The 20486-nt window shown below is 70.4% G+C and carries 14 protein-coding genes; 6 read left to right on the top strand and 8 right to left on the bottom strand.

All coding sequences use genetic code 11. The annotated features are described in order from the left end of the window. Positions 1–27: 27 nt before the first annotated feature. Positions 28–963 carry an LLM class flavin-dependent oxidoreductase gene (locus DY218_RS32135; RefSeq protein WP_128559713.1) on the top strand — a complete coding sequence of 312 codons (936 nt, stop codon included), beginning with the start codon at positions 28–30 and terminating at the stop codon, positions 961–963. Between the two features lie 170 nt (positions 964–1133). After that, positions 1134–2057 (top strand): HAD hydrolase family protein, encoded by a 924-nt coding sequence (locus DY218_RS32140; protein ID WP_128559714.1) that lies wholly within the window; start codon positions 1134–1136, stop codon positions 2055–2057. Positions 2058–2080: 23 nt separating this feature from the next. Here DY218_RS32140 and DY218_RS32145 read toward each other — a convergent pair whose 3' ends face one another. The 6 genes from DY218_RS32145 to hisC form a co-directional block, all read right to left on the bottom strand. Further along, entirely contained in the window at positions 2081–3112 is a 1032-nt protein-coding gene (locus DY218_RS32145; protein ID WP_128559715.1) for a M23 family metallopeptidase, read from the bottom strand. A gap of 171 nt (positions 3113–3283) precedes the next feature. After that, positions 3284–4966 (bottom strand): GAF domain-containing sensor histidine kinase, encoded by a 1683-nt coding sequence (locus DY218_RS32150; RefSeq protein WP_128559750.1) that lies wholly within the window; start codon positions 4964–4966, stop codon positions 3284–3286. 256 nt (positions 4967–5222) lie between these two features. Next, positions 5223–8774 carry a thiol reductant ABC exporter subunit CydD gene (gene cydD / locus DY218_RS32155; protein ID WP_128559716.1) on the bottom strand — a complete coding sequence of 1184 codons (3552 nt, stop codon included), beginning with the start codon at positions 8772–8774 and terminating at the stop codon, positions 5223–5225. Between the two features lie 78 nt (positions 8775–8852). Continuing rightward, the gene (gene cydB / locus DY218_RS32160) at positions 8853–9854 is read right to left on the bottom strand and encodes a cytochrome d ubiquinol oxidase subunit II (protein WP_128559717.1); all 1002 of its coding nucleotides are present in this window, start codon (positions 9852–9854) and stop codon (positions 8853–8855) included. A 28-nt stretch (positions 9855–9882) separates the two neighbouring features. After that, positions 9883–11391 (bottom strand): cytochrome ubiquinol oxidase subunit I, encoded by a 1509-nt coding sequence (locus tag DY218_RS32165; RefSeq protein ID WP_128559718.1) that lies wholly within the window; start codon positions 11389–11391, stop codon positions 9883–9885. A 249-nt stretch (positions 11392–11640) separates the two neighbouring features. Beyond that, on the bottom strand, positions 11641–12720 hold the full coding sequence (hisC, locus tag DY218_RS32170) for a histidinol-phosphate transaminase (RefSeq protein ID WP_128559719.1): 1080 nt from the start codon (positions 12718–12720) through the stop codon (positions 11641–11643). A 381-nt stretch (positions 12721–13101) separates the two neighbouring features. On the opposite strand from hisC, the gene DY218_RS32175 reads away from it, so the two are divergent. The 3 genes from DY218_RS32175 (at position 13102) to DY218_RS32185 (ending at position 16529) form a co-directional block, all read left to right on the top strand. Continuing rightward, on the top strand, positions 13102–14211 hold the full coding sequence (locus tag DY218_RS32175; protein ID WP_128559720.1) for a LacI family DNA-binding transcriptional regulator: 1110 nt from the start codon (positions 13102–13104) through the stop codon (positions 14209–14211). Positions 14212–14442: 231 nt separating this feature from the next. Then, the gene (locus DY218_RS32180; RefSeq protein ID WP_128559721.1) at positions 14443–15495 is read left to right on the top strand and encodes a metallophosphoesterase; all 1053 of its coding nucleotides are present in this window, start codon (positions 14443–14445) and stop codon (positions 15493–15495) included. Between the two features lie 182 nt (positions 15496–15677). Then, a complete protein-coding gene (locus DY218_RS32185; protein ID WP_128559722.1) occupies positions 15678–16529 on the top strand; it encodes a hypothetical protein in 852 nt (283 codons plus the stop codon). Positions 16530–16592: 63 nt separating this feature from the next. On the opposite strand, the gene thiC is transcribed toward DY218_RS32185, so the two are convergent. Next, entirely contained in the window at positions 16593–18395 is a 1803-nt protein-coding gene (gene thiC, locus DY218_RS32190) for a phosphomethylpyrimidine synthase ThiC (RefSeq protein WP_128559723.1), read from the bottom strand. A gap of 229 nt (positions 18396–18624) precedes the next feature. On the opposite strand from thiC, the gene DY218_RS32195 reads away from it, so the two are divergent. After that, positions 18625–19983 carry a YibE/F family protein gene (locus tag DY218_RS32195; RefSeq protein ID WP_199566924.1) on the top strand — a complete coding sequence of 453 codons (1359 nt, stop codon included), beginning with the start codon at positions 18625–18627 and terminating at the stop codon, positions 19981–19983. Positions 19984–20016: 33 nt separating this feature from the next. Here the strand turns inward: DY218_RS32195 and DY218_RS32200 are convergent, their stop codons facing one another. Continuing rightward, positions 20017–20451 (bottom strand): SsgA family sporulation/cell division regulator, encoded by a 435-nt coding sequence (locus DY218_RS32200; protein WP_128559725.1) that lies wholly within the window; start codon positions 20449–20451, stop codon positions 20017–20019. Positions 20452–20486 lie beyond the last annotated feature (35 nt).

Raw genomic sequence — 20486 nt, forward strand, 5'->3', positions numbered from 1 at the left:
CACCCCCACCCCTCTAAGGTCGCCCCCATGCGTCTGAGCACCGTTATCCTCCCCGTACGCCGCTGGAACGACGGCGGTCGCGCGCAGTGGCAGCGAGCCGAGGAGCTCGGGTTCCACGCCGCGTACACCTATGACCATCTGTCGTGGCGGACCTTCCGGGACGGGCCGTGGTTCGGCGCGGTACCCACCCTCACCGCGGCCGCGACGGCGACCAGCCGGCTGCGCCTCGGCACCCTGGTGACGTCGCCGAACTTCCGGCACCCGGTGACGCTCGCCAAGGAGCTGATCTCGCTCGACGACGTCTCGGACGGTCGGATCACGCTCGGTATCGGCGCCGGCGGCACCGGTTTCGACGCCACCACCCTGCTCGGGCCGGACGAGATCCCGTGGACGCCGCGCGAACGGGCGGACCGTTTCGGCGAATTCCTCCCCCTGCTCGACCGGCTGCTGCGCGAGCCGTCCGATGTGACCTCCGCCGGTGCCTTCTACTCCGCCACCGAGGCCCGCAACGTCCCGGGCTGCGTCCAGCAGCCCCGGCTGCCGTTCGCCGTCGCGGCGACCGGACCGCGCGGGCTGAAGCTCGCCGCGCGGTACGGCCAGTCCTGGGTGACCACCGGAGACCCGAAGCTGTACGAGACCGGCACGGTCGAGGAATCGGTGGCGGCGGTACGGGCCCAGGGCGAGAAGTTGGCGGCGGCCTGCGCGGCGATCGGGCGTGACCCCGGTGAGCCGTCCCGGTTGCTGCTGTCCGGCTTCACCCCGGAGTTCCACCCGGTGACGGCCGCGCGCGACGGACACCCGCTCTCCTCCGTGGATGCCTTCGTCGACTTCGCCGGTCGGTACGCGGAGTTGGGGTTCAGCGAGATCGCCGTGCACTGGCCGATCCCGGACTCGGACTTCGCGGCCGACGAGAAGGTCTTCGAGCGTCTCGCCACCGCGGCCGCCGCCCAGCTCGGCCGATAACGGCCCCACGCCGCTGTGGTCGCAGCGATCGCCCGCGACCGCAGCGGCCTCCGGCATCGGCAACGACCCCCGGCAGCCACAGCGACCGCCGGCAGTCGCCGTGACCCCTGTGGCCGAAAGGAGCGTCGGCGAACTCAGATGTGCGCCCTCCCGCACGCCCGTGCAGGCATATGCGGAAGAATGGCCGGGTGACCTCCGAGCCCGCAAACCCTCCGGCCCCCGCCCGCCCGGCCCGTCTGATCGCCACGGATCTGGACGGCACGCTCCTGCGCGACGACAAATCGCTCTCCGAGCGCACCGTCGCCGCGCTCGCCGCTGCAGAGACGGCCGGTATCGAGGTCTTCTTCGTCACCGGCCGCCCGGCCCGCTGGATGCACGTGGTCAGTGACCATGTGCACGGCCACGGCCTCGCGATCTGTGGCAACGGCGCTGCCGTCGTGGACCTGCAGGGCGGCCCCGGCAACCACCGTTTCGTGAAGATCAGGGCCCTGTCCCGCGAGGCCTCGCTCACCGTCGTGGACGCCCTGCGCACGGCCGTGCCCGGCACGTCCTTCGCCGTGGAGCGCACCGGCGGCATCCACCACGAGCTCACGTACCCCCCGCTGCACCTGGACCCGGCCGCCTCGATCGCCCCGGCGGAGAAGCTGCTCGCGGCGGACTCGGATGTCGCCGACCAGCCGGTCCTGAAGCTGCTCGCGTACCACCCGGAGCTGGCTCCGGACGCGTTTCTGCGGGTGGCGCGCGAGGCGATCGGGGACCGCGCCGACGTGACGCGCTCAAGTCCGACCGCGCTTCTCGAGATCAGCGGGGCGGGGGTGTCCAAGGCGAGCACGCTGGCCCTGTGCTGTGCAGAGCGCGGCATCGGGCCTGACGAGGTCGTCGCGTTCGGTGACATGCCGAACGATGTGGAGATGCTCACCTGGGCCGGTGCTTCGTACGCGATGGGCAATGCCCATCCGGATGTGATCGCCGCGGCCTCCGGTCGTACCGTCGCCAACAACGACGACGGAGTCGCGATCGTCGTGGAGCGGCTCGTCGCCGAGCGGCTCGGCGGCCGTGCCGTGCAAGGCAGCACCCCTGACGAATCCGCCTGAAGAAACGTCACGCCACGCGGCCCTCACAGCTTCACGCCGTGCTCCTCCAGCCAGCGCCGAGGGTCCACGCCGGAGCCGAGCTGCGGGGTGAGCCGTACCTCGAAGTGCAGGTGGGGCCCGGTGGAGTTGCCGGTGGTGCCCGCCTGCCCGATCCACTGGCCCGGCAGCACCCGCTCGCCCTGGTCGACGGTGACCGCGGCGAGGTGTGCGTACTGCGTGTAGTAGCCCCCGTCGTGCCGGACCACGACCTCCATCCCGAACGATCCGCCGCAGGAGACCCGTTCGACCCGACCCGCGCCGATCGAGCGCACCGGTGTGCCGATGTCGACGGCGAAGTCCTGCCCGGTGTGCCGGCTCGCCCAGCGCTCACCGGATCCGCCGAAGCCGGCCGACAGTTCGTACCGCGCGACCGGCGTCACCCAGTCCTTCCCGGTGGGCAGTGAGGGTTGGTCGAGGCGGACCGCGCCCCGGCACTGTCCGGCGGTGGCCTGTCCGTCGGCCTCGCCCTGCAGCTTCCACTGGGCGTCCTCGAGCTTGCGCTCGATGCCGCTGCGCAGGCTCGCCAGCTGGGTCTGGCGCCGGTCGAGTTGCTGCCACGCCTTGCGCGCCGTGCGTTCGTCCCGGTCGAGCCGGTTCGTGGCGCGCCGGGTCTTGGCGATGGCGTTGTCGACGGCCAGGTCCGCCTGCCATGCGGCGCGCTGACCGCGCATCAGCTGGTCGGGGTCTTCGGCCATGAGGAGTTGGGCGGTGTACGGGATGCCGCCTCCGGTGCGGTACTGGGCGCGCGCGATTCTTCCCAGGTCGGCGTGGAGCAAGGCGAGTTCGGCGCGCTGGCGGGTCAGCAGGCCTTCCAGCCGGCCGGCCTTGGCGCGTTCGCCGGCTGCCGCCCGCTTGCCCTGTTCGTACTTCTGCGTCGCGGCCGCCGCCTCCTCGTACAGGCGCGCCACCTCGCCGCTCGCGCTCGGGCCGTCCGATGCCCGGGCGGGCGGGGCGAGCAGTGCGAGCAGCACACAGAGCACCGGCGCGAGGACGGCATGACAGTGTGGAAGACGCATTTACGGATCGTCACCCGGTGTGCTGTCCGGCGCGCGTACGAGGCGTACGTCAGGGTCATGGGTGACCCGTACGGCGCACGGGCGCTGAGCCGAACAGGGGCGCGAGGGCGTCCTTTCGCCGTGGGTGGCGGAGCGGCGGTCGACCGGGGTGCGGGTTCCGGCGCGTCAACGTCAGTACGGTGCTTCCCAGATCACCGTGGCCCCTGTTCCGTCGGGTCCGGGGCCGTGCCGGCTGTCGCCGCCCAGCGCTTCGGCGCGGCGTTTGAGGTTCTTGAGGCCGCTGCGTCTGCCGCCTTCGGGGATGCCGACGCCGTCGTCGGCGACGGTGAGGCGTACGCCCTTGCGTTCCTCGGGCAGCAGCGCCTCGGCGTCGACGGTGACGTCGATGCGGGAGGCGTGTGCGTGCCGGAAGGCGTTGGAGAGTGTCTCGCGGAGGGCGGCGATGAGGTTCTTTCCGGTCAGTTCGTCGACCAGGGTGTCGACGGCGCCGATGAAGCGGCAGGCGGGTTTGAAGCCGAGGGGTACGGCGGCCATGTTGATCTCTCTGAGGACCCGGGTGCGCAGGCCGGAGGGGTGTTCGTCCGGCTCCTGCTGGAGGGCGAAGATCGCGGTGCGGATCTCCTGGATCGTCACGTCGAGTTCGTCGACGGCGCGGCCGATGCCGGTCTGCACCTCGGGGACGACGGACTGCCGTTGGGCGCTCTCCAGCATCATGCCGGTGGCGAAGAGGCGTTGGATGACGAGATCGTGCAGGTCGCGGGCGATGCGGTCGCGGTCCTCGTACACGGCGAGGCGTTCCCGGTCGCGTTGTGCCTCGGCCATCATCAGCGCGAGTGCCGCCTGGGAGGCGAACTGGGTGGCGAGTGTCTTCTCGTCCCGGGTGAAGGGCTGTTCGCCGCGCAGCCGGGGGGTGGCCAGGGCGCCGAGTACCCGGTCTCCGCTCTGCAGCGGGAGGAGCATGCTGGGGCCGTAGGAGCGGGCCGACTTGGTGATCATCTTCGGGTCGGCGGCGGCCTCGTCCACGAACACCGGTTCGCCGGCGAGTACTTGGTCGACTGCGGGTGATTCGGGTGGTACGACGACGCCGAGCAGGTCCTGGCTGCCGCCGGCCACCGCGGCGATCTCCAGTCCGCCGTGGCCGGAGGGCAGCAGGACCATGCCGGCGTCGGCGTCCGCGAGGCGGCGGGCCTGTTCGGCCACGACGGTCAGTGCTTCCTCGGCGTCGGCGCCGGACAGGAGGGCGGTGGTGACGGCGACGGATCCGTCGATCCAGCGCTCCCGCTGGCGGGTGGCTTCGTAGAGCCGGGCGTTGCCGATCTGGATGCCGGCCTCGGTGGCGAGCACGGTCACCATGTGGAGGTCGTACGGGCTGAAGCCGGCGCCGTCGGCCTTCTCGGTGAGGTAGAGGTTGCCGAAGATCTCGTCGCCTACGCGGATGGGTACGCCGAGGAAGGTGTTCATCGGTGGGTGGTTCGGCGGGAATCCGACGGAGCGGGGGTCGCGGGTGAGGTCGTCGAGGCAGAGGGGGACCGGGTCGTCGATGAGGGCGCCGAGGATGCCGCTGTGGCCGTCGGGCAGTTTGCCGATCAGGGTGCGCCGGTCGGGTGGGATGCCGTGGGTGATGAAGTCGGAGAGGCCGTCCTGTCGGTCGTTGAGCACGCCGATCGCGGCGTAGCGGGCGCCGGTGAGGCCTGCGGCGGTTTCCACGATGCGGTCGAGTGTGGCGTGGAGCTGCAGACCGCTGCCGGCCAGGACCATGGTCTCCAGGAGCTGGGGCAGTCGGGCCGCGACGTCCTCCGGGAGGGCGTGCAGGCTTCGGGCCGCGTGCTCGGCCATGTCGGGCACCTCGGCCATGTCTGACGCCTCGGCGGTGCCGCCCGGTGTCCCGGCCGTTCGGGGCGGCTCGTGGTGGCCGGTTCCGTGGTGGGGTCCGGCTGCCTCGCGGGGGCGGGGCGCGTCTGCCTCGCCGGGGCGGGGTGCTTCGGGCACGTCGGACATGCCATCGAGCGTAATAAGTCCCGTTTCGCGAAGAAAGTCGACCGTAGCTACGACTGCACACGGCTGCAGCCTCTGATCTACGGCTGCAGTGCCCGCCCGGTCCAGGGGTCGCTCACGCCGGCCCTTGTGCCAGCAGCAGCTCCGTCTCGCGCTCCCGTGCGCGCATCCGCCGCAGCGGCCCGTCGACCGCGACCAGTTCCCGGTACGGGCCGCGCTGCACGATGCGGCCTTCGTCGAGTACGAGGACCTCGTCCACCGCCTCGAGTCCGGCGAGCCGATGCGTGATCAGCAGAGTGGTCCGCCCCTCGGTGGCCGCCAGGAGGTCCGCGGTGAGCGCGTCGGCGGTGGGCAGGTCGAGATGTTCGGCCGGCTCGTCGAGCACCAGGACGGGGAAGTCCGCGAGCAGGGCGCGGGCCAGTGCGAGACGCTGCCGCTGGCCGCCGGAGAGCCGCGCGCCGTGCTCGCCCACCAGGGTGTCGATCCCGTCGGGCAGCGAGTCCACCCAGTCGAGCAGCCGGGCCCGGTCGAGTGCCGTACGCAGTTCGGTGTCGCTCGCTCCGGTCCGGGCCAGTCGCAGGTTCTCGCGTACGGAGCTGTCGAAACAGTGCGCGTCCTGGGCGCAGAGTCCGACCATGCGGCGTACGTCGTCGCCGTCGAGCGCGGACGCCCGCACGCCGCCGAGCGTGTACTGACCGGACTCGGCGTCGAGGAAGCGCAGCAGCACCTGCGCGAGTGTGGTCTTGCCGGAGCCGCTCGGCCCGACGACGGCCACCCGCCGGCCCTCGGTGAGCGTGAGGTCGATCCCGTGCAGGGCGGCGCGTTCCTGGCCGGTGTGCCGGGCGGTGAGTCCGCGTACCTCCAGCGGGAACGGTCCGGCGCTGCCGGCCGGTGCTTCCGGTTCGCGTACGGGTTCGGCCGCGTCGAGGACTTCGTGGATGCGCTCGGCGCTTCTGCGGACCCGCTGGCGGTACTGGACGGCGAGCGGCAGCCCGGTGACGGCTTCGAAGGCGGCGAGCGGAGTGAGGACCACCACGGCGAGCGCGACTCCGTCGAGCCGGCCTTCGCGCAGCGCAGCCACTCCGGCGAGTGCGGCGGCGGCCACGGTGAGGCCGCAGGCGAGGGCGGAGAGCCCCGCGCCGAGCGCGGTCGCCGCGGCGCCGCGGGAGGCGATGCCGGTGAGTTCCCGGTCGGCGGCGGCGACCTGCGCGGAGCGGCGGCCGATGGCGCCGGCCACGGTCAGCTCGGCGGTCCCGGTGAGCAAGTCGGTGACATGGGTGGCGAGTTCGCCGCGGGCCGGGGCGAGCCGTCGCTCCGCCCGGCGGGCCAGGGCGCCGCTGAGCAGCGGGACGCCGACGCCGGCGGCAAGGAGCCCCGCGGCGAGCAGTGCGCCCGCCTCCGGCAGCAGCCAGGCGGTGAATCCGGCGGATCCGGCGGCGACGAGTACGGCGGCGCCGACCGGCAGGAGCCAGCGCAGCCAGTAGTCCTGGAGTGCGTCGACATCGCTGACGAGGCGGCTGAGGAGGTCGCCGCGCCTGGTCCGGCGGAGGCCGGCGGGCGCGATCCGTTCGAGGCGGCGATAGACGGCGACGCGGGTGTCGGCGAGCATGCGCAGCACGGCGTCGTGCGTGACGACCCGCTCCGCGTAGCGGAAGACGGAGCGTCCGATACCGAAGGCGCGGGTCGCGGTGACGGCGACCATCAGATGCAGTACGGGCGGCTGTTCGGAGGCGCGCGAGATGAGCCAGCCCGAGGTGGCCATGAGGCCGACTGCGCTGCCGAGGGCCAGGGCGCCGAGCAGCAGTCCGAGCAGCAGGCGGCCTCGGCGCTCTTCGGCCATGGCCCGGACCCGGGCCAGTGCGTGCTGCCGCGGGGTGCCCGCGGATGCGTCGTCCGCCGTGGTCCGTACGTCCGTCGACACCGCGGCGGCGAGATCCTCGGCCGCGTGCATCGCGGGCGCCGCGGCCTGCTCTCCCTGCGCCGGGTCCGGGCGGCGCCCGTGTTCACCGTCCGGCTGGGACGGGACGGTTGCGCGGGCGGGTTCCTCGATGCGTACGACCCGGTCGGCGACGGACAGCAGTGCCGGGCGGTGGACGACGAGCAGGACGGTGCGGCCGGCCGCGAGGCGCCGTACGGTCGCCGTGATCTCGGCCTCGGTGGCGCCGTCGAGTCCGGCGGTGGGTTCGTCGAGGAGCAGGATCGGGCGGTCCGCCAGGAAGGCGCGGGCCAGCGCGAGGCGTTGACGCTGTCCGGCGGACAGGCCGACGCCGCCCTCGCCGAGGGTGGTGGCGGTGCCGCGCGGCAGGGCGTCCACGAATCCGAGTGCGCCCGCGTCGCGCAGTGCCTCACGGACGGCGTCGTCCGAGGCGTCGGGGCGGGCGAGCCGTACGTTCTCCGCGATGGTTCCGGCGTAGACGTGCGGCAGTTGGGGCACCCAGGCGATGCGCTCGTGCCATGCGGTGCGGGACAGGTCGGCGAGGTCGGTCCCGCCGATCCGGATGCGTCCCTCGGTGGGGCGTACGAATCCGAGTAGGGCGCTCAGCAGTGTCGACTTGCCCGCCCCGCTGGGACCGACCAGGGCGACCGTCTCTCCTGGCTCGACGGTGAACGAGACCCCGGACACGGCGGGACCCTGCCGCCCCGGATACCGCACGGTCACGTCCTCCAGGCTCAACGCGCCCTCGGGGATGGGCAGTCGACCGTCACCCGGTACGGGTGTCTCGAGCACCTGGAAGATCTCCTCGGCCGCGGCGAGCCCCTCGGCCGCCGCGTGGTACTGCGCACCGACCTGGCGGATCGGCAGATACGCCTCGGGCGCGAGGACGAGCACGAGGAGGCCGATGTAGAGGTCCATCTCGCCGTGCACCAGGCGCATGCCGATGGTGACCGCGACGAGCGCGACGGACAGCGTGGACAGCAGCTCCAGTGCGAAGGAGGAGAGGAAGGCGATGCGCAGGGTGCGCATCGTGGCCCGCCGGTACTCGCCGGTGATCCGCCGGATCGCCTCGGCCTGTGCCTTGGCCCGGCCGAAGACCTTGAGTGTCGGCAGTCCGGAGACGACGTCGAGGAAGTGGCCGGACAGTCGCGAGAGGAGTCGCCACTGCCGGTCCATCCGGCTCTGGGTGGCCCAGCCGATCAGCACCATGAACACCGGGATCAGGGGCAGTGTCCCGACGATGATCGCCGCGGAGACCCAGTCCTCGGTGACGATCCGGGCGAGGACGGCGACGGGCACCACGACCGCGAGCCCCAACTGGGGCAGATAGCGGGAGAAGTAGTCGTCGAGTGCGTCGATCCCTCGGGTGGCGAGCGAGACCAGCGAACCGGTGCGCTGTCCGCTGAGCCAGCCCGGCCCGAGCTCCGCGGCCCGCTGAACGAGCCGTCCGCGGAGCTCGGACTTGACCGCGGCTCCTGCCCGGTGCGCGGCGAGTTCGGTGAGCCAGCCGACCAGGGCCCGGCCGACCGCGACCGTGGCGAGCAGCAGCAGCGGGGTGGCCAGGTCGGCTGTTCCCTGTCCGTGCTCGAAGGCCCCCACCACGATCTCGGCGATGAGCATCGCCTGGGCGATGACGAGACCGGCTCCCACGAGCCCGAGGCCCACCACCGCGGCGAGGAAGAAGCGGGTGGCGCGGGCGTGGTGCAGCAGGCGCGGATCGATCGGTTTCACGTGAAACAGCCTCCAGACAGGGCCGTTTCACGTGAAACAGCCCTCGGACGACCTCGGACGGCAGGGCAGGCGGGGCGGTCAGTGCGCGTCAGCGATATGCCGCGTACTGATCCGCTTCCGGAAGACCCAGTAGGTCCAGGCCTGGTACATCAGCACGACAGGGGTGGCGATGCCGGCGCACCAGGTCATGATCTTCAGGGTGTACGGGCTCGACGAAGCGTTGGTGACGGTGAGGCTCCAGGCGTCGTCGAGCGAGGACGGCATGACGTTCGGGAAGAGCGTCAGGAACAGCATGGCGACGGAGGCCGCGATCGTGACGCCGGAGAGGGCGAACGACCATCCTTCCCGGCCCAGCTTGATCGCGCCGAGTGCCGCGACGAGTGCCACGACCGCAATCAGCATGGCGACGAGGCTCGATCCGTCACCGTGGTCGATCTGCGTCCAGATCAGGAAGCCGAGCGCCAGGGCCGCGGTCACCGCGCCGAGCGCCAGGGCCAACTTGCGTGCCCGTACCCGGATTTCACCGTCGGTCTTGAGCGCGGCGAAGGCCGTGCCGTGGAAGGTGAACAGGCTCAGCGTGACCAGTCCACCGAGGATCGCGTACGGATTGAGCAGGTCCCAGAAGTTGCCGACGTACTCCATCTCGCGGTCGATCTTCACGCCTCGCACGATGTTGCCGAAGGCGACGCCCCAGAGGAGGGCCGGACCGAGCGAGGTCCAGAAGATCGCGTGCTCCCAGTTGGTCTGCCAGCGTGTCCCGTCCCGCTTGTGCCGGTACTCGAAGGCGACTCCGCGCACGATCAGGCAGACGAGGATCAGCAAGAGTGGCAGATAGAAACCGGAGAACAGCGTCGCGTACCACTCGGGGAAGGCCGCGAAGGTGGCGCCGCCCGCGGTGAGCAGCCACACCTCGTTGCCGTCCCAGACCGGTCCGATCGTGTTGATCAGTACGCGCCGTTCCGTGCGGTCGCGCGCGAGCAGTTTGGTGAGGATGCCGACCCCGAAGTCGAATCCCTCGAGGAAGAAGTAGCCGGTCCACAGGACGGCGATGAGGACGAACCAGACGTCGTGGAGTTCCATGCTTGAGCTCCTGTAGTTCCTCGGCTGCTCAGTACGAGAAGGCCATCGGCCGGTCGGCGTCGCGGTCGTCGCCGCCGATCTTGGTGGGCGGGTTGAGGTCGGACTCGGTGAGCTCCGGCGGTCCGGCCTTGGCGTACTTGGCGATGAGCTTGACCTCGATGAAGGCGAGCACGGCGTAGAGCAGCGTGTAGACGGACATCGAGGTGATGACCTCGCCCTGCGAGACATTGGGGGAGACCGCGGCCTCGGTCTTGAGGACGCCGTACACCACCCAGGGCTGACGGCCCATCTCGGTGAAGATCCAGCCCCAGGAGTTGGCGATCAGCGGGAAGAGCATGGTCCACAGGAGCAGCAGCCAGTACCACTTCGTGAGGCGCGTGCTCAGTGCCTTGTTCCGGAAGAGGACCAGATGCGGCACCTCGTCCTCGCCGACCCGCATCGCGGGTGGCAGCAGGAACCGCTTGCGGGTGAGCCACAGGCCGAGCAGTCCGATCGCGAAGGACGCCATGCCGAAGCCGATCATCCAGCGGAAACCCCAGTACGCGACGGGGATGTTGGGCCGGTAGTCGCCGGGTCCGTACTTCTCCTGGAGGTTCTCGTTGACGTCGTTGATGCCGGGTACGAAGGAGCTGAAGTCGTTGTGGGCGAGGAAGGAGAGCAGGCCGGGGATCTCTATGGCGACCTTGTTGTGCCCCTCGTCGACGTCCCCGTAGGCGAAGACGGAGAACGGCGCGGGTGCCTCGCCGTCCCACAGCGCCTCGGCGGCGGCCATCTTCATCGGCTGCTGCTCGTACATGATCTTGCCGAGAGTGTCGCCGCTGACCGCCGTGAGCAGTCCGCTGACCACGATGGTGACGAGGCCGAGGCGCAGTGAGGTCTTCATGACCGGAACATGCTTCTTGCGCGCCAGGTGGTACGCGGCGATGCCGGCCATGAACGCCCCGCCGACCAGGAAGGCGGCGGTCATGGTGTGGAACATCTGGGCGACGGCCGTGTTCTGGGTGAGCACGGCCACGAAGTCGGTGAGTTCGGCCCGGCCGCGTTCCTCGTTGAACCGGTAGCCGACCGGGTGCTGCATCCAGGAGTTGGCGGCGAGGATGAAGTAGGCGGACAGGATGGTCCCGATGGACACCATCCAGATCGTCGCCAGATGGATCCGCTTCGGCAGCCGGTCCCAGCCGAAGATCCACAGGCCGATGAACGTCGACTCGAAGAAGAAGGCGATGAGCGCCTCGAAGGCGAGTGGCGCACCGAAGATGTCACCGACGAACCGCGAGTAGTCGGACCAGTTCATGCCGAACTGGAACTCCTGCAGGATGCCGGTGACGACACCCATCGCGATGTTGATGAGGAAGAGCTTGCCCCAGAATTTGGTGGCCTTGAGGTACTTCTCCTTCTCGGTGCGCACCCATGCGGTCTGCAGTCCCGCCACCAGCGCGGCCAGCGAGATGGTGAGCGGGACGAAGAGGAAGTGGTAGACGGTGGTGATTCCGAACTGCCAGCGCGCCAGGGTTTCCGGCGCCAGAGCCAGGTCCACGTCGCAGTCTCCTTAAGTCGCCGTGGTCACAGCGGCAGTTTGCCCGTCTGATCCCGTACATCCTGGGACCGAACAGACACGCTTGTGAACGCGTTCACATTCACAAGCATTATGGAGCACGGAAGTTCGAGGCCGAGCAGCGGGGTCCCCTTTCGGCGGGTGCCGCAGGTGGAGACGGCGGAGCGGGCCCGCCGACACGACGGACCCGCTCGTTCTCGCGCGGTGGGCCGGAGCTTCCGCTCCGTGCGCTCAGGACTCCTTGAGGAACGTCCCCGCCGTCTGTACGAAGAGGTCGTTCGCCTCGGTCTCCCCGATCGACACCCGTACGCCCTCCCCCGCGAACGGCCGGATGACCACACCGGCCTGCTCACAGGCCGCGGCGAAGTCGAGCGTCCGCTCGCCGAGCCGCAGCCAGACGAAGTTCGCCTGCGTCTCGGGAACGGTCCACCCCTGGCCGCGCAGCGAATCGACGACCCGCGCCCGCTCGGCCACCAACGAACCGACCCGGCCGAGGAGTTCGTCCTCGCTGCGCAGGCTCGCCACCGCCGCCTCCTGGGCGAGCTGGCTCACCCCGAACGGCACCGCGGTCTTGCGCAGCGCGGCCGCCACCGGCTCGTGCGCGATCGCGAAACCGACCCGAAGCCCTGCGAGCCCGTACGCCTTGGAGAAGGTGCGCAGCACGCAGACGTTCGGCCGGTCGCGGTAGAGCTCGATCCCGTCGGGCACCTCGGCGTCCCGGATGAACTCGCGGTACGCCTCGTCGAGCACCACCAGGACGTCGCCCGGCACCCGGTCGAGGAAGCGCTCGAGCTCGGCGCGGTGCACCACGGTGCCGGTCGGGTTGTTCGGATTGCAGACGAAGATCAGCCGCGTCCGCTCGGTGATCGCGTCCGCCATCGCGTCCAGGTCGTGCACCTCGTCGCCGGTCAGCGGGACCTGCACCGAGGTCGCCCCACTGACCTGCGTGATGATCGGGTACGCCTCGAAGGACCGCCAGGCGTAGATCACCTCGTCGCCCACGCCGGCCGTGGCCTGCAACAGCTGCTGGGCGACGCCGACCGAGCCGGTGCCGGTGGCGAGATGCGAGAGCGGGACGCCGAAGCGGTCCGACAGCTCGTTCATCAGGCCCGTACACGCCATGTCGGGGTAGCGGTTGAAGCTGCCCGCCGCGGCGACGGCCCGCTCGAGCACGCCCGGCAGCGGCGGATACGGGTTCTCGTTGGAGGACAGCTTGTACGCGACCGGGCCGCCCTCCGCGGCGGGCTTGCCCGGCTTGTACGTCGGGACACCGTCCAGCTCGGCACGCAGCCTCGGGCTCTTCTCACTCACCGCAGGTCCTCCTCGTCACACCCAGGTTCGAATACTCCTCACCTTATGAGGATTCGCGCCCGCTGCGAATGCTCCGGCGGCATCGTGACGCGCGACCGGCGCCGCCGTCTCCCGATCCCGAGGGGGCGCTACGCCGGGATCCGTGCGCCGGTGGCTTGCGCCGTAGCGCGCGTCACCCGTGCAGGTGAGTTGAGACCTCTTCGAAACATCGCATATTTGGCAGGCGCATGTGCTCCAACAGGATGCAGAGTGGCACTGAAACGTCCAACTCCCTTACAATTCAAGGGACTTGACCCTGAAGCACCTTGCAGAAACGTGCCTGTCAACGCCTGCATATGCGCTCCCGCCGAGGTCCCTCATGAGCCCTACTATCGGCTCGCCATGACAGCAGCAGGGAAGCACCAGGTAAGCCGGGCTCAGTCTCGGGGGACCCGGCAAAGTCGAGCGGGCATCCGGGACGTGGCCGCCGCGGCCGGTGTCTCCATCACGACTGTCTCCGACGCACTCAACGGCAAGGGCCGGCTCCCCGACGCCACCCGCCGCCACGTCCGCGAGGTCGCCGAACGGCTGGGCTATCGCCCGTCCGCCGCGGCCCGAACGCTCCGTACCGGCAAGTCCGGCCTGATCGGCCTGACCGTCACCACATACGGGGATGAACCTTTCACCTTCACCGAATTCGCGTACTTCGCGGAGATGGCCAGAGCCGCCACCTCGGCCGCGCTCGCCCGCGGCTATGCGCTGGTCATCCTGCCCGCCACCTCCAGACACGACGTCTGGTCCAACGTCGCCCTGGACGGCACGGTCGTCATCGACCCCTCTGACCAGGACCCGGTCGTCAGCGAGCTGGTGCGCCAGGGCTTACCGGTCGTCTCCGACGGCCGCCCCGTCGGCCAACTACCCGTCACCGCCTGGGTGGACAACGACCACGAGGCCGCCGTCCTCGGCATCCTCGACCATCTCTCGGCCGCCGGCGCCCGCCGGATCGGACTGCTCACCGGCACCACCACCGACACCTACACCCGCCTTTCCACGGAGGCGTATCTGCGCTGGTGCAGGCACGTCGACCAGGACCCCGTCTACGAGACCTACCCGGCGCACGACCCCTGCGCCGGCGCCGTCGCCGCCGACCGCCTCCTCGCCCGCCCCGACCGCCCCGACGCGGTCTACGGCCTCTTCGACCCCAACGGCACGGACCTGCTCGCGGCCGCCCGCCGGTACGGCCTGCGGGTCCCCGACGATCTGCTGCTCGTCTGCTGCAGCGAGTCGACGGTGTACGCCAACACCGAGCCCCCGATGACGACCCTCTCGCTGAAGCCGCGCCGCATCGGAACCGCCGTCATCCAGCTCCTGATCGACGCGATCGAGGGCATCGACGGCGACCGACCCGTCGAGCAGGTGATACCGACGGAGCTCATCGTGCGGACGTCGTCGCAGCGACGCCCGCCACGCACCACCGTCAGCCCGCCGCGAACACCGAACGACACGACCTGAGCCGTCCCGTGGGCGCTGCACCCGGCCCGTACGCCCAGATCGAAAACACGCCCATACCCTCAATTCGGGAGAAAACCACGGTGCACCGCCGGACCGGCTGCGATTCACCACCCCTGGTGCATCACACTCTGCGATCCGCATTCCTATGATGGGCGCACGGCACTTCGGGCCGCCGCGACCAGGCGACCCGATCCGGTGGCGGAATGCGGTGCGACGGTGGTGGAGGGGTCGATGACTCAGGGGGCCGGTCAGGGACCCGCGGTGCGTACGGACACGGTCCGTGACTTTCGGGTGCCCGCATATGTGCAGGGGACCGGCGAGCCTCCTGCGGCACCTCCCGTACCGGGCGAGGAGCCCGAGGGGTACACGCCGACGCAGCGCGATCTCCCGGTCATCAACCGGGGCGACACGGTCCAGGTGACGGTCCCCGAGCCGGCGCCCGAGCCGGTCGAGGGCGGCTCCGCGCCCGGCCCGCTCTACGTCGTCGGCGACGTCCACGGCTATCTCGACGAGCTGACGGCCGCGCTGTACGAGCAGGGCCTGATCGACGCGAACGGCGCGTGGGCGGCGGGCAATGCGCGCCTGTGGTTCCTCGGCGACTTCACCGACCGCGGTCCGGACGGCATCGGAGTGATCGACCTGGTCATGCGGCTGTCCGCGGAGGCCGCGGCGGCGGGCGGCTACTGCAAGGCGCTGATGGGCAATCACGAGCTGCTGCTGCTCGGTGCGAAGCGTTTCGGTGACACCCCCATCAACTCCGGTGCGGGCACCGCCACTTTCCAGGCCGCCTGGTTGCTCAACGGCGGCCAGAAGTCGGACATGGACCGCCTGCAGGACGTCCATCTGCAGTGGATGTCACGGCTCGACGCCATGGAGCTCGCGGACGGGCACCTGCTGATGCACTCCGACACCACCGTCTATCTCGACTACGGCGACTCCATCGAGGCCGTCAACGACACCATCCGCGAGGCGCTCACCCGTAAGGACCCGCACGAGACCTGGGATCTGTTCCGCAAGTTCACCAAGCGCTTCGCCTTCCGTGACGAGTCGGGCGCCACCGCGGTACGCGAACTGCTCGACGCCTACGGCGGCACACGTGTGGTGCACGGCCACAGCCCGATCCCGTATCTGCTCGGCGAGGTGGGTTCCGAGGACGGCGAGGAGGCTCAGGGCCCGAAGGTCGAGGGTCCGCACGTCTACGCGGACGGTCTCGCCATCGCCATGGACGGCGGTGTGACCATGGCCGGGAAGCTCCTGGTACGCCGACTCCCGCTGGAAGGCTGATCGTCACCCCGGCAAGAGCGGCCCACATATGACCGCCCCGGGCCTCGGCCCAATTTCCGGAAACCCCCTGTCACCGCGTGCCGTAACCGCTCTACCATCGGCTTATCCGTAGCAGGCTCTCCTCCGTTTCCGCCCGACCGCCCGTCTCCGGGCGGGCTCCGGGCCCTACGGAGCATCGGGGGATGCACATGAACAGCGCTCCGCACCTGCTGAACGAGGACCGCCAGGAATACGAGCGGATCCTCGATGAGGCGTTGCGTTCCGCCAGGGACAGCCCAGGTCTGGCCGAGATCGGCGAGCGCCTGACCGTCGAGCAGTTGCGCACCATGGCCCTGAACGCCACGGCGCTGATCACCGCTGCCGCCGCGGCCGAGTACCAGCACTTCGTGGAGCTCCGCAGCGAGTTGCGCCGGCCGAGTGCCCGGATGCACAGCGAGCCCGAGCCCGCACCCGAGTCCGGTCCCGGGCCGGTGGGCCTGGCGACGACCTTGGGCGGGGTGACCGAGACCGCGGGTGCCGGGCTGGTCGCGGTGCTCGCCGTGCTCGCCCCGGTCCTGGCCGGCACGGCCGCCGCGATCTTCCTGCTCATCGGGTACGTACTGAAGATGCTCAGCCCGGAGCCGGCCGTCGCCGATGCGCTCCTCACGACGGGCTGGGTGTTCGCCGCGCTGACGGCCGCGGGCATTCTCGTCGCCGCGGTGGGGCTGCTGCTCACCGCGCTGCGCAACGCCCCGACGTCGCTGCGGGCCGACGCCGCGGTCGAGCGGGACGCGGCGATCGACCGTGCGAGAGAGGCCTGGCGCCAGGCGCTGCTCGAACGCGGGCTGCTGCCGTTCCTGCGCGAGGCCCTGACCAGTTCCACGCCGCCCGACGGCGATTCGGGCGGCGACGAGCACCGGATGCCGCAACTCGGCTATCACCGGCCCGGGTTCAGCAGCCCCGACGGCGGCCCCGATGCGGGACCGCCGCCGAGCTACTCGAGTCCCGACTTCTCCAGTCCGGACTTCGGCGGGCCCGAGCACAAGCCCGAGTAGCCGCCGGACGGCCCGAGCACAAACCCGAGCAGCCGCCGCCGGACCGGAGCGCCGGCGCGCGCGTCAGTCCGCGAGCGGCAGATACACGCGGTGGCCGGCCTCGGCGAACTCCTTGGACTTCCGCAGCATGCCGTCGGCGATCTCCTCGTCCGTGGCCGTGCCGTCGGTGTCCCGTCCGCCGAACTGCTCGGTGATGCTGTGGCTGATCTTCATCGAGCAGAACTTCGGCCCGCACATCGAGCAGAAGTGGGCCGTCTTGGCCGGCTCCGCGGGGAGCGTCTCGTCGTGGAACTCCCGTGCGGTGTCCGGGTCCAGGGCCAGATTGAACTGGTCCTCCCAGCGGAACTCGAACCGCGCGTCGGACAGCGCGTCGTCCCAGTCCTGCGCCCCCGGATGCCCCTTGGCGAGGTCCGCGGCATGGGCTGCGATCTTGTACGTGATGACGCCGGTCTTGACGTCGTCGCGGTTCGGCAGGCCGAGGTGCTCCTTGGGCGTGACGTAGCAGAGCATCGCGGTGCCCCACCAGCCGATCATCGCCGCGCCGATCCCGGAGGTGATGTGGTCGTAGGCCGGCGCGATGTCCGTGGTCAGCGGACCGAGGGTGTAGAACGGCGCCTCCTCGCAGATCTCCTGCTGGAGGTCGATGTTCTCCTTGATCTTGTGCATCGGCACATGGCCCGGGCCCTCGATCATCGTCTGTACGTCGTGGGCCTTGGCGATCCGGTTGAGCTCGCCGAGCGTCTCCAACTCGGCGAACTGGGCACGGTCGTTGGCGTCCGCGATCGACCCGGGGCGCAGTCCGTCGCCGAGCGAGTACGTCACGTCGTAGGACGCGAGGATCTCGCAGAGTTCCTCGAAGTGCTCGTAGAGGAAGCTCTCCTTGTGGTGGGCGAGACACCAGGCGGCCATGATGGAGCCGCCGCGCGAGACGATGCCGGTCTTGCGGTTCGCGGTGAGCGGGACGAACGGAAGGCGCACGCCGGCGTGCACGGTCATGTAGTCGACGCCCTGCTCGGCCTGCTCGATGACGGTGTCGCGGTAGACCTCCCAGCTCAGCTCCTCGGCGCGCCCGTCGACCTTCTCCAGGGCCTGGTAGAGCGGCACGGTGCCGATCGGGACCGGGGAGTTGCGCAGCACCCATTCGCGGGTGGTGTGGATGTTGCGGCCCGTGGAGAGGTCCATCACGGTGTCGGCGCCCCAGCGGGTGGCCCAGGTCATCTTGTCCACCTCCTCCTCGATGGAGGAAGTGACCGCGGAATTGCCGATGTTGGCGTTCACCTTCACCAGGAACCGCTTGCCGATGATCATCGGCTCGATCTCCGGGTGGTTGACGTTCGCCGGGATGACGGCGCGGCCGGCGGCGACCTCGTCGCGGACCACGGCGGGGTCCAGGTTCTCCCGGATCCCGATGAACTCCATCTCGGGTGTGATCTCGCCCCTGCGCGCATACGCCAGTTGCGTCACCGGCCGCCCGCCCCGGCCGCGGCGCGGCTGGCGCGGGCGGCCGGGGAAGACCGCGTCGAGGTTGCCGAGGCCGCCGCGCGGTGAGGTGTGCTTGATCCCGTCGTCCTCGGGGCGGACGGGACGGCCCGCGTACTCCTCCGTGTCGCCCCGTCCGATGATCCAGTTCGCCCGCAGCGGAGCGAGCCCGCGGCGGACGTCGGTCTCGGCCGACGGGTCGGTGTACGGCCCCGAAGTGTCGTACAGGGTGACGGCCTTGCCGTTGGTGAGGTGCACCTGGCGGACCGGCACGCGCAGATCGGGGCGCGAGCCCTCGACGTACGCCTTGTGCCAGCCGATGGACGGTCCGGACTCCGCGCCGCTGTCGCTCGCGGAGGCAGACGTGCTGATGTCCGATGTGGTCATGAGACCTACTCCCTACGCCGGCATTACCCGGTAACAGGTTCGGCGGTCGACGCAGCCGTTCTCCGTGTGTGTGAACCGTCTCTGCCGGTCCGCCGTACGGAGGTCAGCGCCCTCTCAGCCCGGTGCTCCGAGCTCCCGCGTGTACAAATGTGCCCCCACGCTAGCGTCATCCCGGCCGCGATGAACAGAGGGCCCCCGGCGTTCTTGCGATGATCGGCAGGTGACCACGATGCAGCAGCCACCCGAGCCGCCCGGTCCTCCGCCCACGGACGGCCACGGCCACAGCCACAGCCACGGCCCCGCCGCGCCGGTGTCCCGGCATCTGCGCCGGGTGATCGCCGCGGTACTGATCCCGTTCGCCGCGGCGGTGGTGGTCGGTCTCGTCGTGCTCTGGCCCGGCGGCACTCCCGGCCATGAGCGCAGCGGTGTCGGCTTCGACCGGCAGACCGAGTCGGCCACGGTCGTCCGCGTCGACACCGTCGACTGCAAGGACGTGAACGCCTCCCAACCGCCGCCGACCGGGGACACCTCGACGCCGGAGGGCTCCACCGCCGAGCAGCGTGCGAAGGGCACCTGCGGCAAGGCGACGATCAAGGTGACCAGCGGCGAGAACAAGGGCCGCACCTTCGAGGAGGTCGTACAGCCGGACGCCTCACGGAAGTTGAAGCAGGGCCAGGAGGTCGTGGTGGCCTACGCGCCCGACGCCCCGAAGGAACTGCAGTACTCGGTGACCGATGTGAACCGGCGGCTGCCGCTGGCTCTGCTCGCCGGCATCTTCGCCCTGGCGGTGGTGGTGGTCGGCCGGCTGCGTGGCGTGATGGCTCTCGTCGCGCTGGTGGTGAGCTTCGCGCTGCTCACCCTGTTCATCCTGCCGGCCATCCTGCAGGGCTCGAATCCGCTGGTGGTGGCGGTGGTCGGGGCCAGCGCCATCATGCTGATCGCGCTCTACATGTGTCATGGGCTCACCGCGCGGACATCGGTCGCGGTGCTCGGCACGCTGATGTCGCTGCTGCTGATCGGTGTGCTCGGTTCGGCCTTCATCGGCTGGGCCTCGCTGACCGGCAACACGGACGACAACACCGGGCTGATTCACGGTCTTTACCCCGATATCGACATGAGCGGTCTGCTGCTCGCGGGCGTCATCATCGGTTCGCTCGGTGTGCTCGACGATGTGACCGTGACGCAGACGTCCGCGGTCTGGGAGCTGCACGCGGCGGATCCGACGATGAGCCGGCGCAAGCTGTACAGCGCGGGCATCCGGATCGGCCGTGACCACATCGCCTCCGTGGTCAACACCCTGGTGCTCGCCTATGCCGGTGCGGCGCTGCCGCTGCTGCTGCTCTTCTCCATCGCTCAGCAGGGTGTCGGCACCGTGGCCAACAGCGAGTTGGTCGCGGAGGAGATCGTCCGCACACTGGTCGGGTCCATCGGCCTGGTCGCCTCGGTGCCGCTCACGACGGCCCTGGCGGCCCTCATGGTGTCCGCCGACCGGCCGGGCGGCGCGCAGGACTCGGCGGGACGGCCCGGCGCTCAGCCGCCGCCGAGGCGTTCGGGCCGTGGCGGCGGAGGCAGACGCCGCAAGCGCTGAAGCGTTACGGCATGATCGCGGAGGAGCGGGTCCTCAGCCGGCGCTCTGCTCCTCCGCGAGGATGCGTCCGAGCTCGTCGTCCAGATGGCTGTCGAAGTCGGCGAGCGTCGCCTCCTGCCCGAGCGGGACGATCTTGTCCGTGCGGTCGAGGAACGCGATGAGCGGGGCGATCCCGGCCCGGAACAGCGCCTGGTCGGCGCCGACCTGCAACCGGATGACGGCATCGGTGAGTTGGGCGCCGTGCGGGGCGATGTGCACATCGCCCTCGCCGCAGGGGCCGTTGATCCCGTCGACGAGCAGCTCGCGGCTGAAGACCCAGGTCACGGGCGCGTCCCCGGGCAGGTGGAAGGTCAGCCGCACGGCGTAGGGATCGCACGCCTCGTACCGCAGTTCCACCGGGATGCGGAACGAGAGCTCCTCGGAGACGAGGAAGCTCATCATCACTTCGGCCTGGACGGACTCTTGCATCAACTACCCCGTTGCTGTGGCGGTGAGTTGGCCAG

Origin of the sequence: Streptomyces triticagri, from assembly GCF_003429565.1 — a bacterium.
GTDB classification, from domain to species: Bacteria; Actinomycetota; Actinomycetes; order Streptomycetales; family Streptomycetaceae; genus Streptomyces; species Streptomyces triticagri.

What these genes read in the sequence shown, in the direction of transcription:
- DY218_RS32135 (WP_128559713.1), top strand. Translation starts at nt 28, where the DNA reads ATGCGTCTGAGCACCGTTATCCTCCCCGTACGCCGCTGGAACGACGGC.
- DY218_RS32140 (WP_128559714.1), top strand. Translation starts at nt 1,134, where the DNA reads ATGCGGAAGAATGGCCGGGTGACCTCCGAGCCCGCAAACCCTCCGGCC.
- DY218_RS32145 (WP_128559715.1), bottom strand. Translation starts at nt 3,112, where the DNA reads ATGCGTCTTCCACACTGTCATGCCGTCCTCGCGCCGGTGCTCTGTGTG.
- DY218_RS32150 (WP_128559750.1), bottom strand. Translation starts at nt 4,966, where the DNA reads ATGGCCGAGGTGCCCGACATGGCCGAGCACGCGGCCCGAAGCCTGCAC.
- cydB (WP_128559717.1), bottom strand. Translation starts at nt 9,854, where the DNA reads ATGGAACTCCACGACGTCTGGTTCGTCCTCATCGCCGTCCTGTGGACC.
- DY218_RS32175 (WP_128559720.1), top strand. Translation starts at nt 13,102, where the DNA reads ATGACAGCAGCAGGGAAGCACCAGGTAAGCCGGGCTCAGTCTCGGGGG.
- DY218_RS32180 (WP_128559721.1), top strand. Translation starts at nt 14,443, where the DNA reads ATGACTCAGGGGGCCGGTCAGGGACCCGCGGTGCGTACGGACACGGTC.
- DY218_RS32185 (WP_128559722.1), top strand. Translation starts at nt 15,678, where the DNA reads ATGCACATGAACAGCGCTCCGCACCTGCTGAACGAGGACCGCCAGGAA.
- thiC (WP_128559723.1), bottom strand. Translation starts at nt 18,395, where the DNA reads ATGACCACATCGGACATCAGCACGTCTGCCTCCGCGAGCGACAGCGGC.
- DY218_RS32195 (WP_199566924.1), top strand. Translation starts at nt 18,625, where the DNA reads ATGCAGCAGCCACCCGAGCCGCCCGGTCCTCCGCCCACGGACGGCCAC.
- DY218_RS32200 (WP_128559725.1), bottom strand. Translation starts at nt 20,451, where the DNA reads ATGCAAGAGTCCGTCCAGGCCGAAGTGATGATGAGCTTCCTCGTCTCC.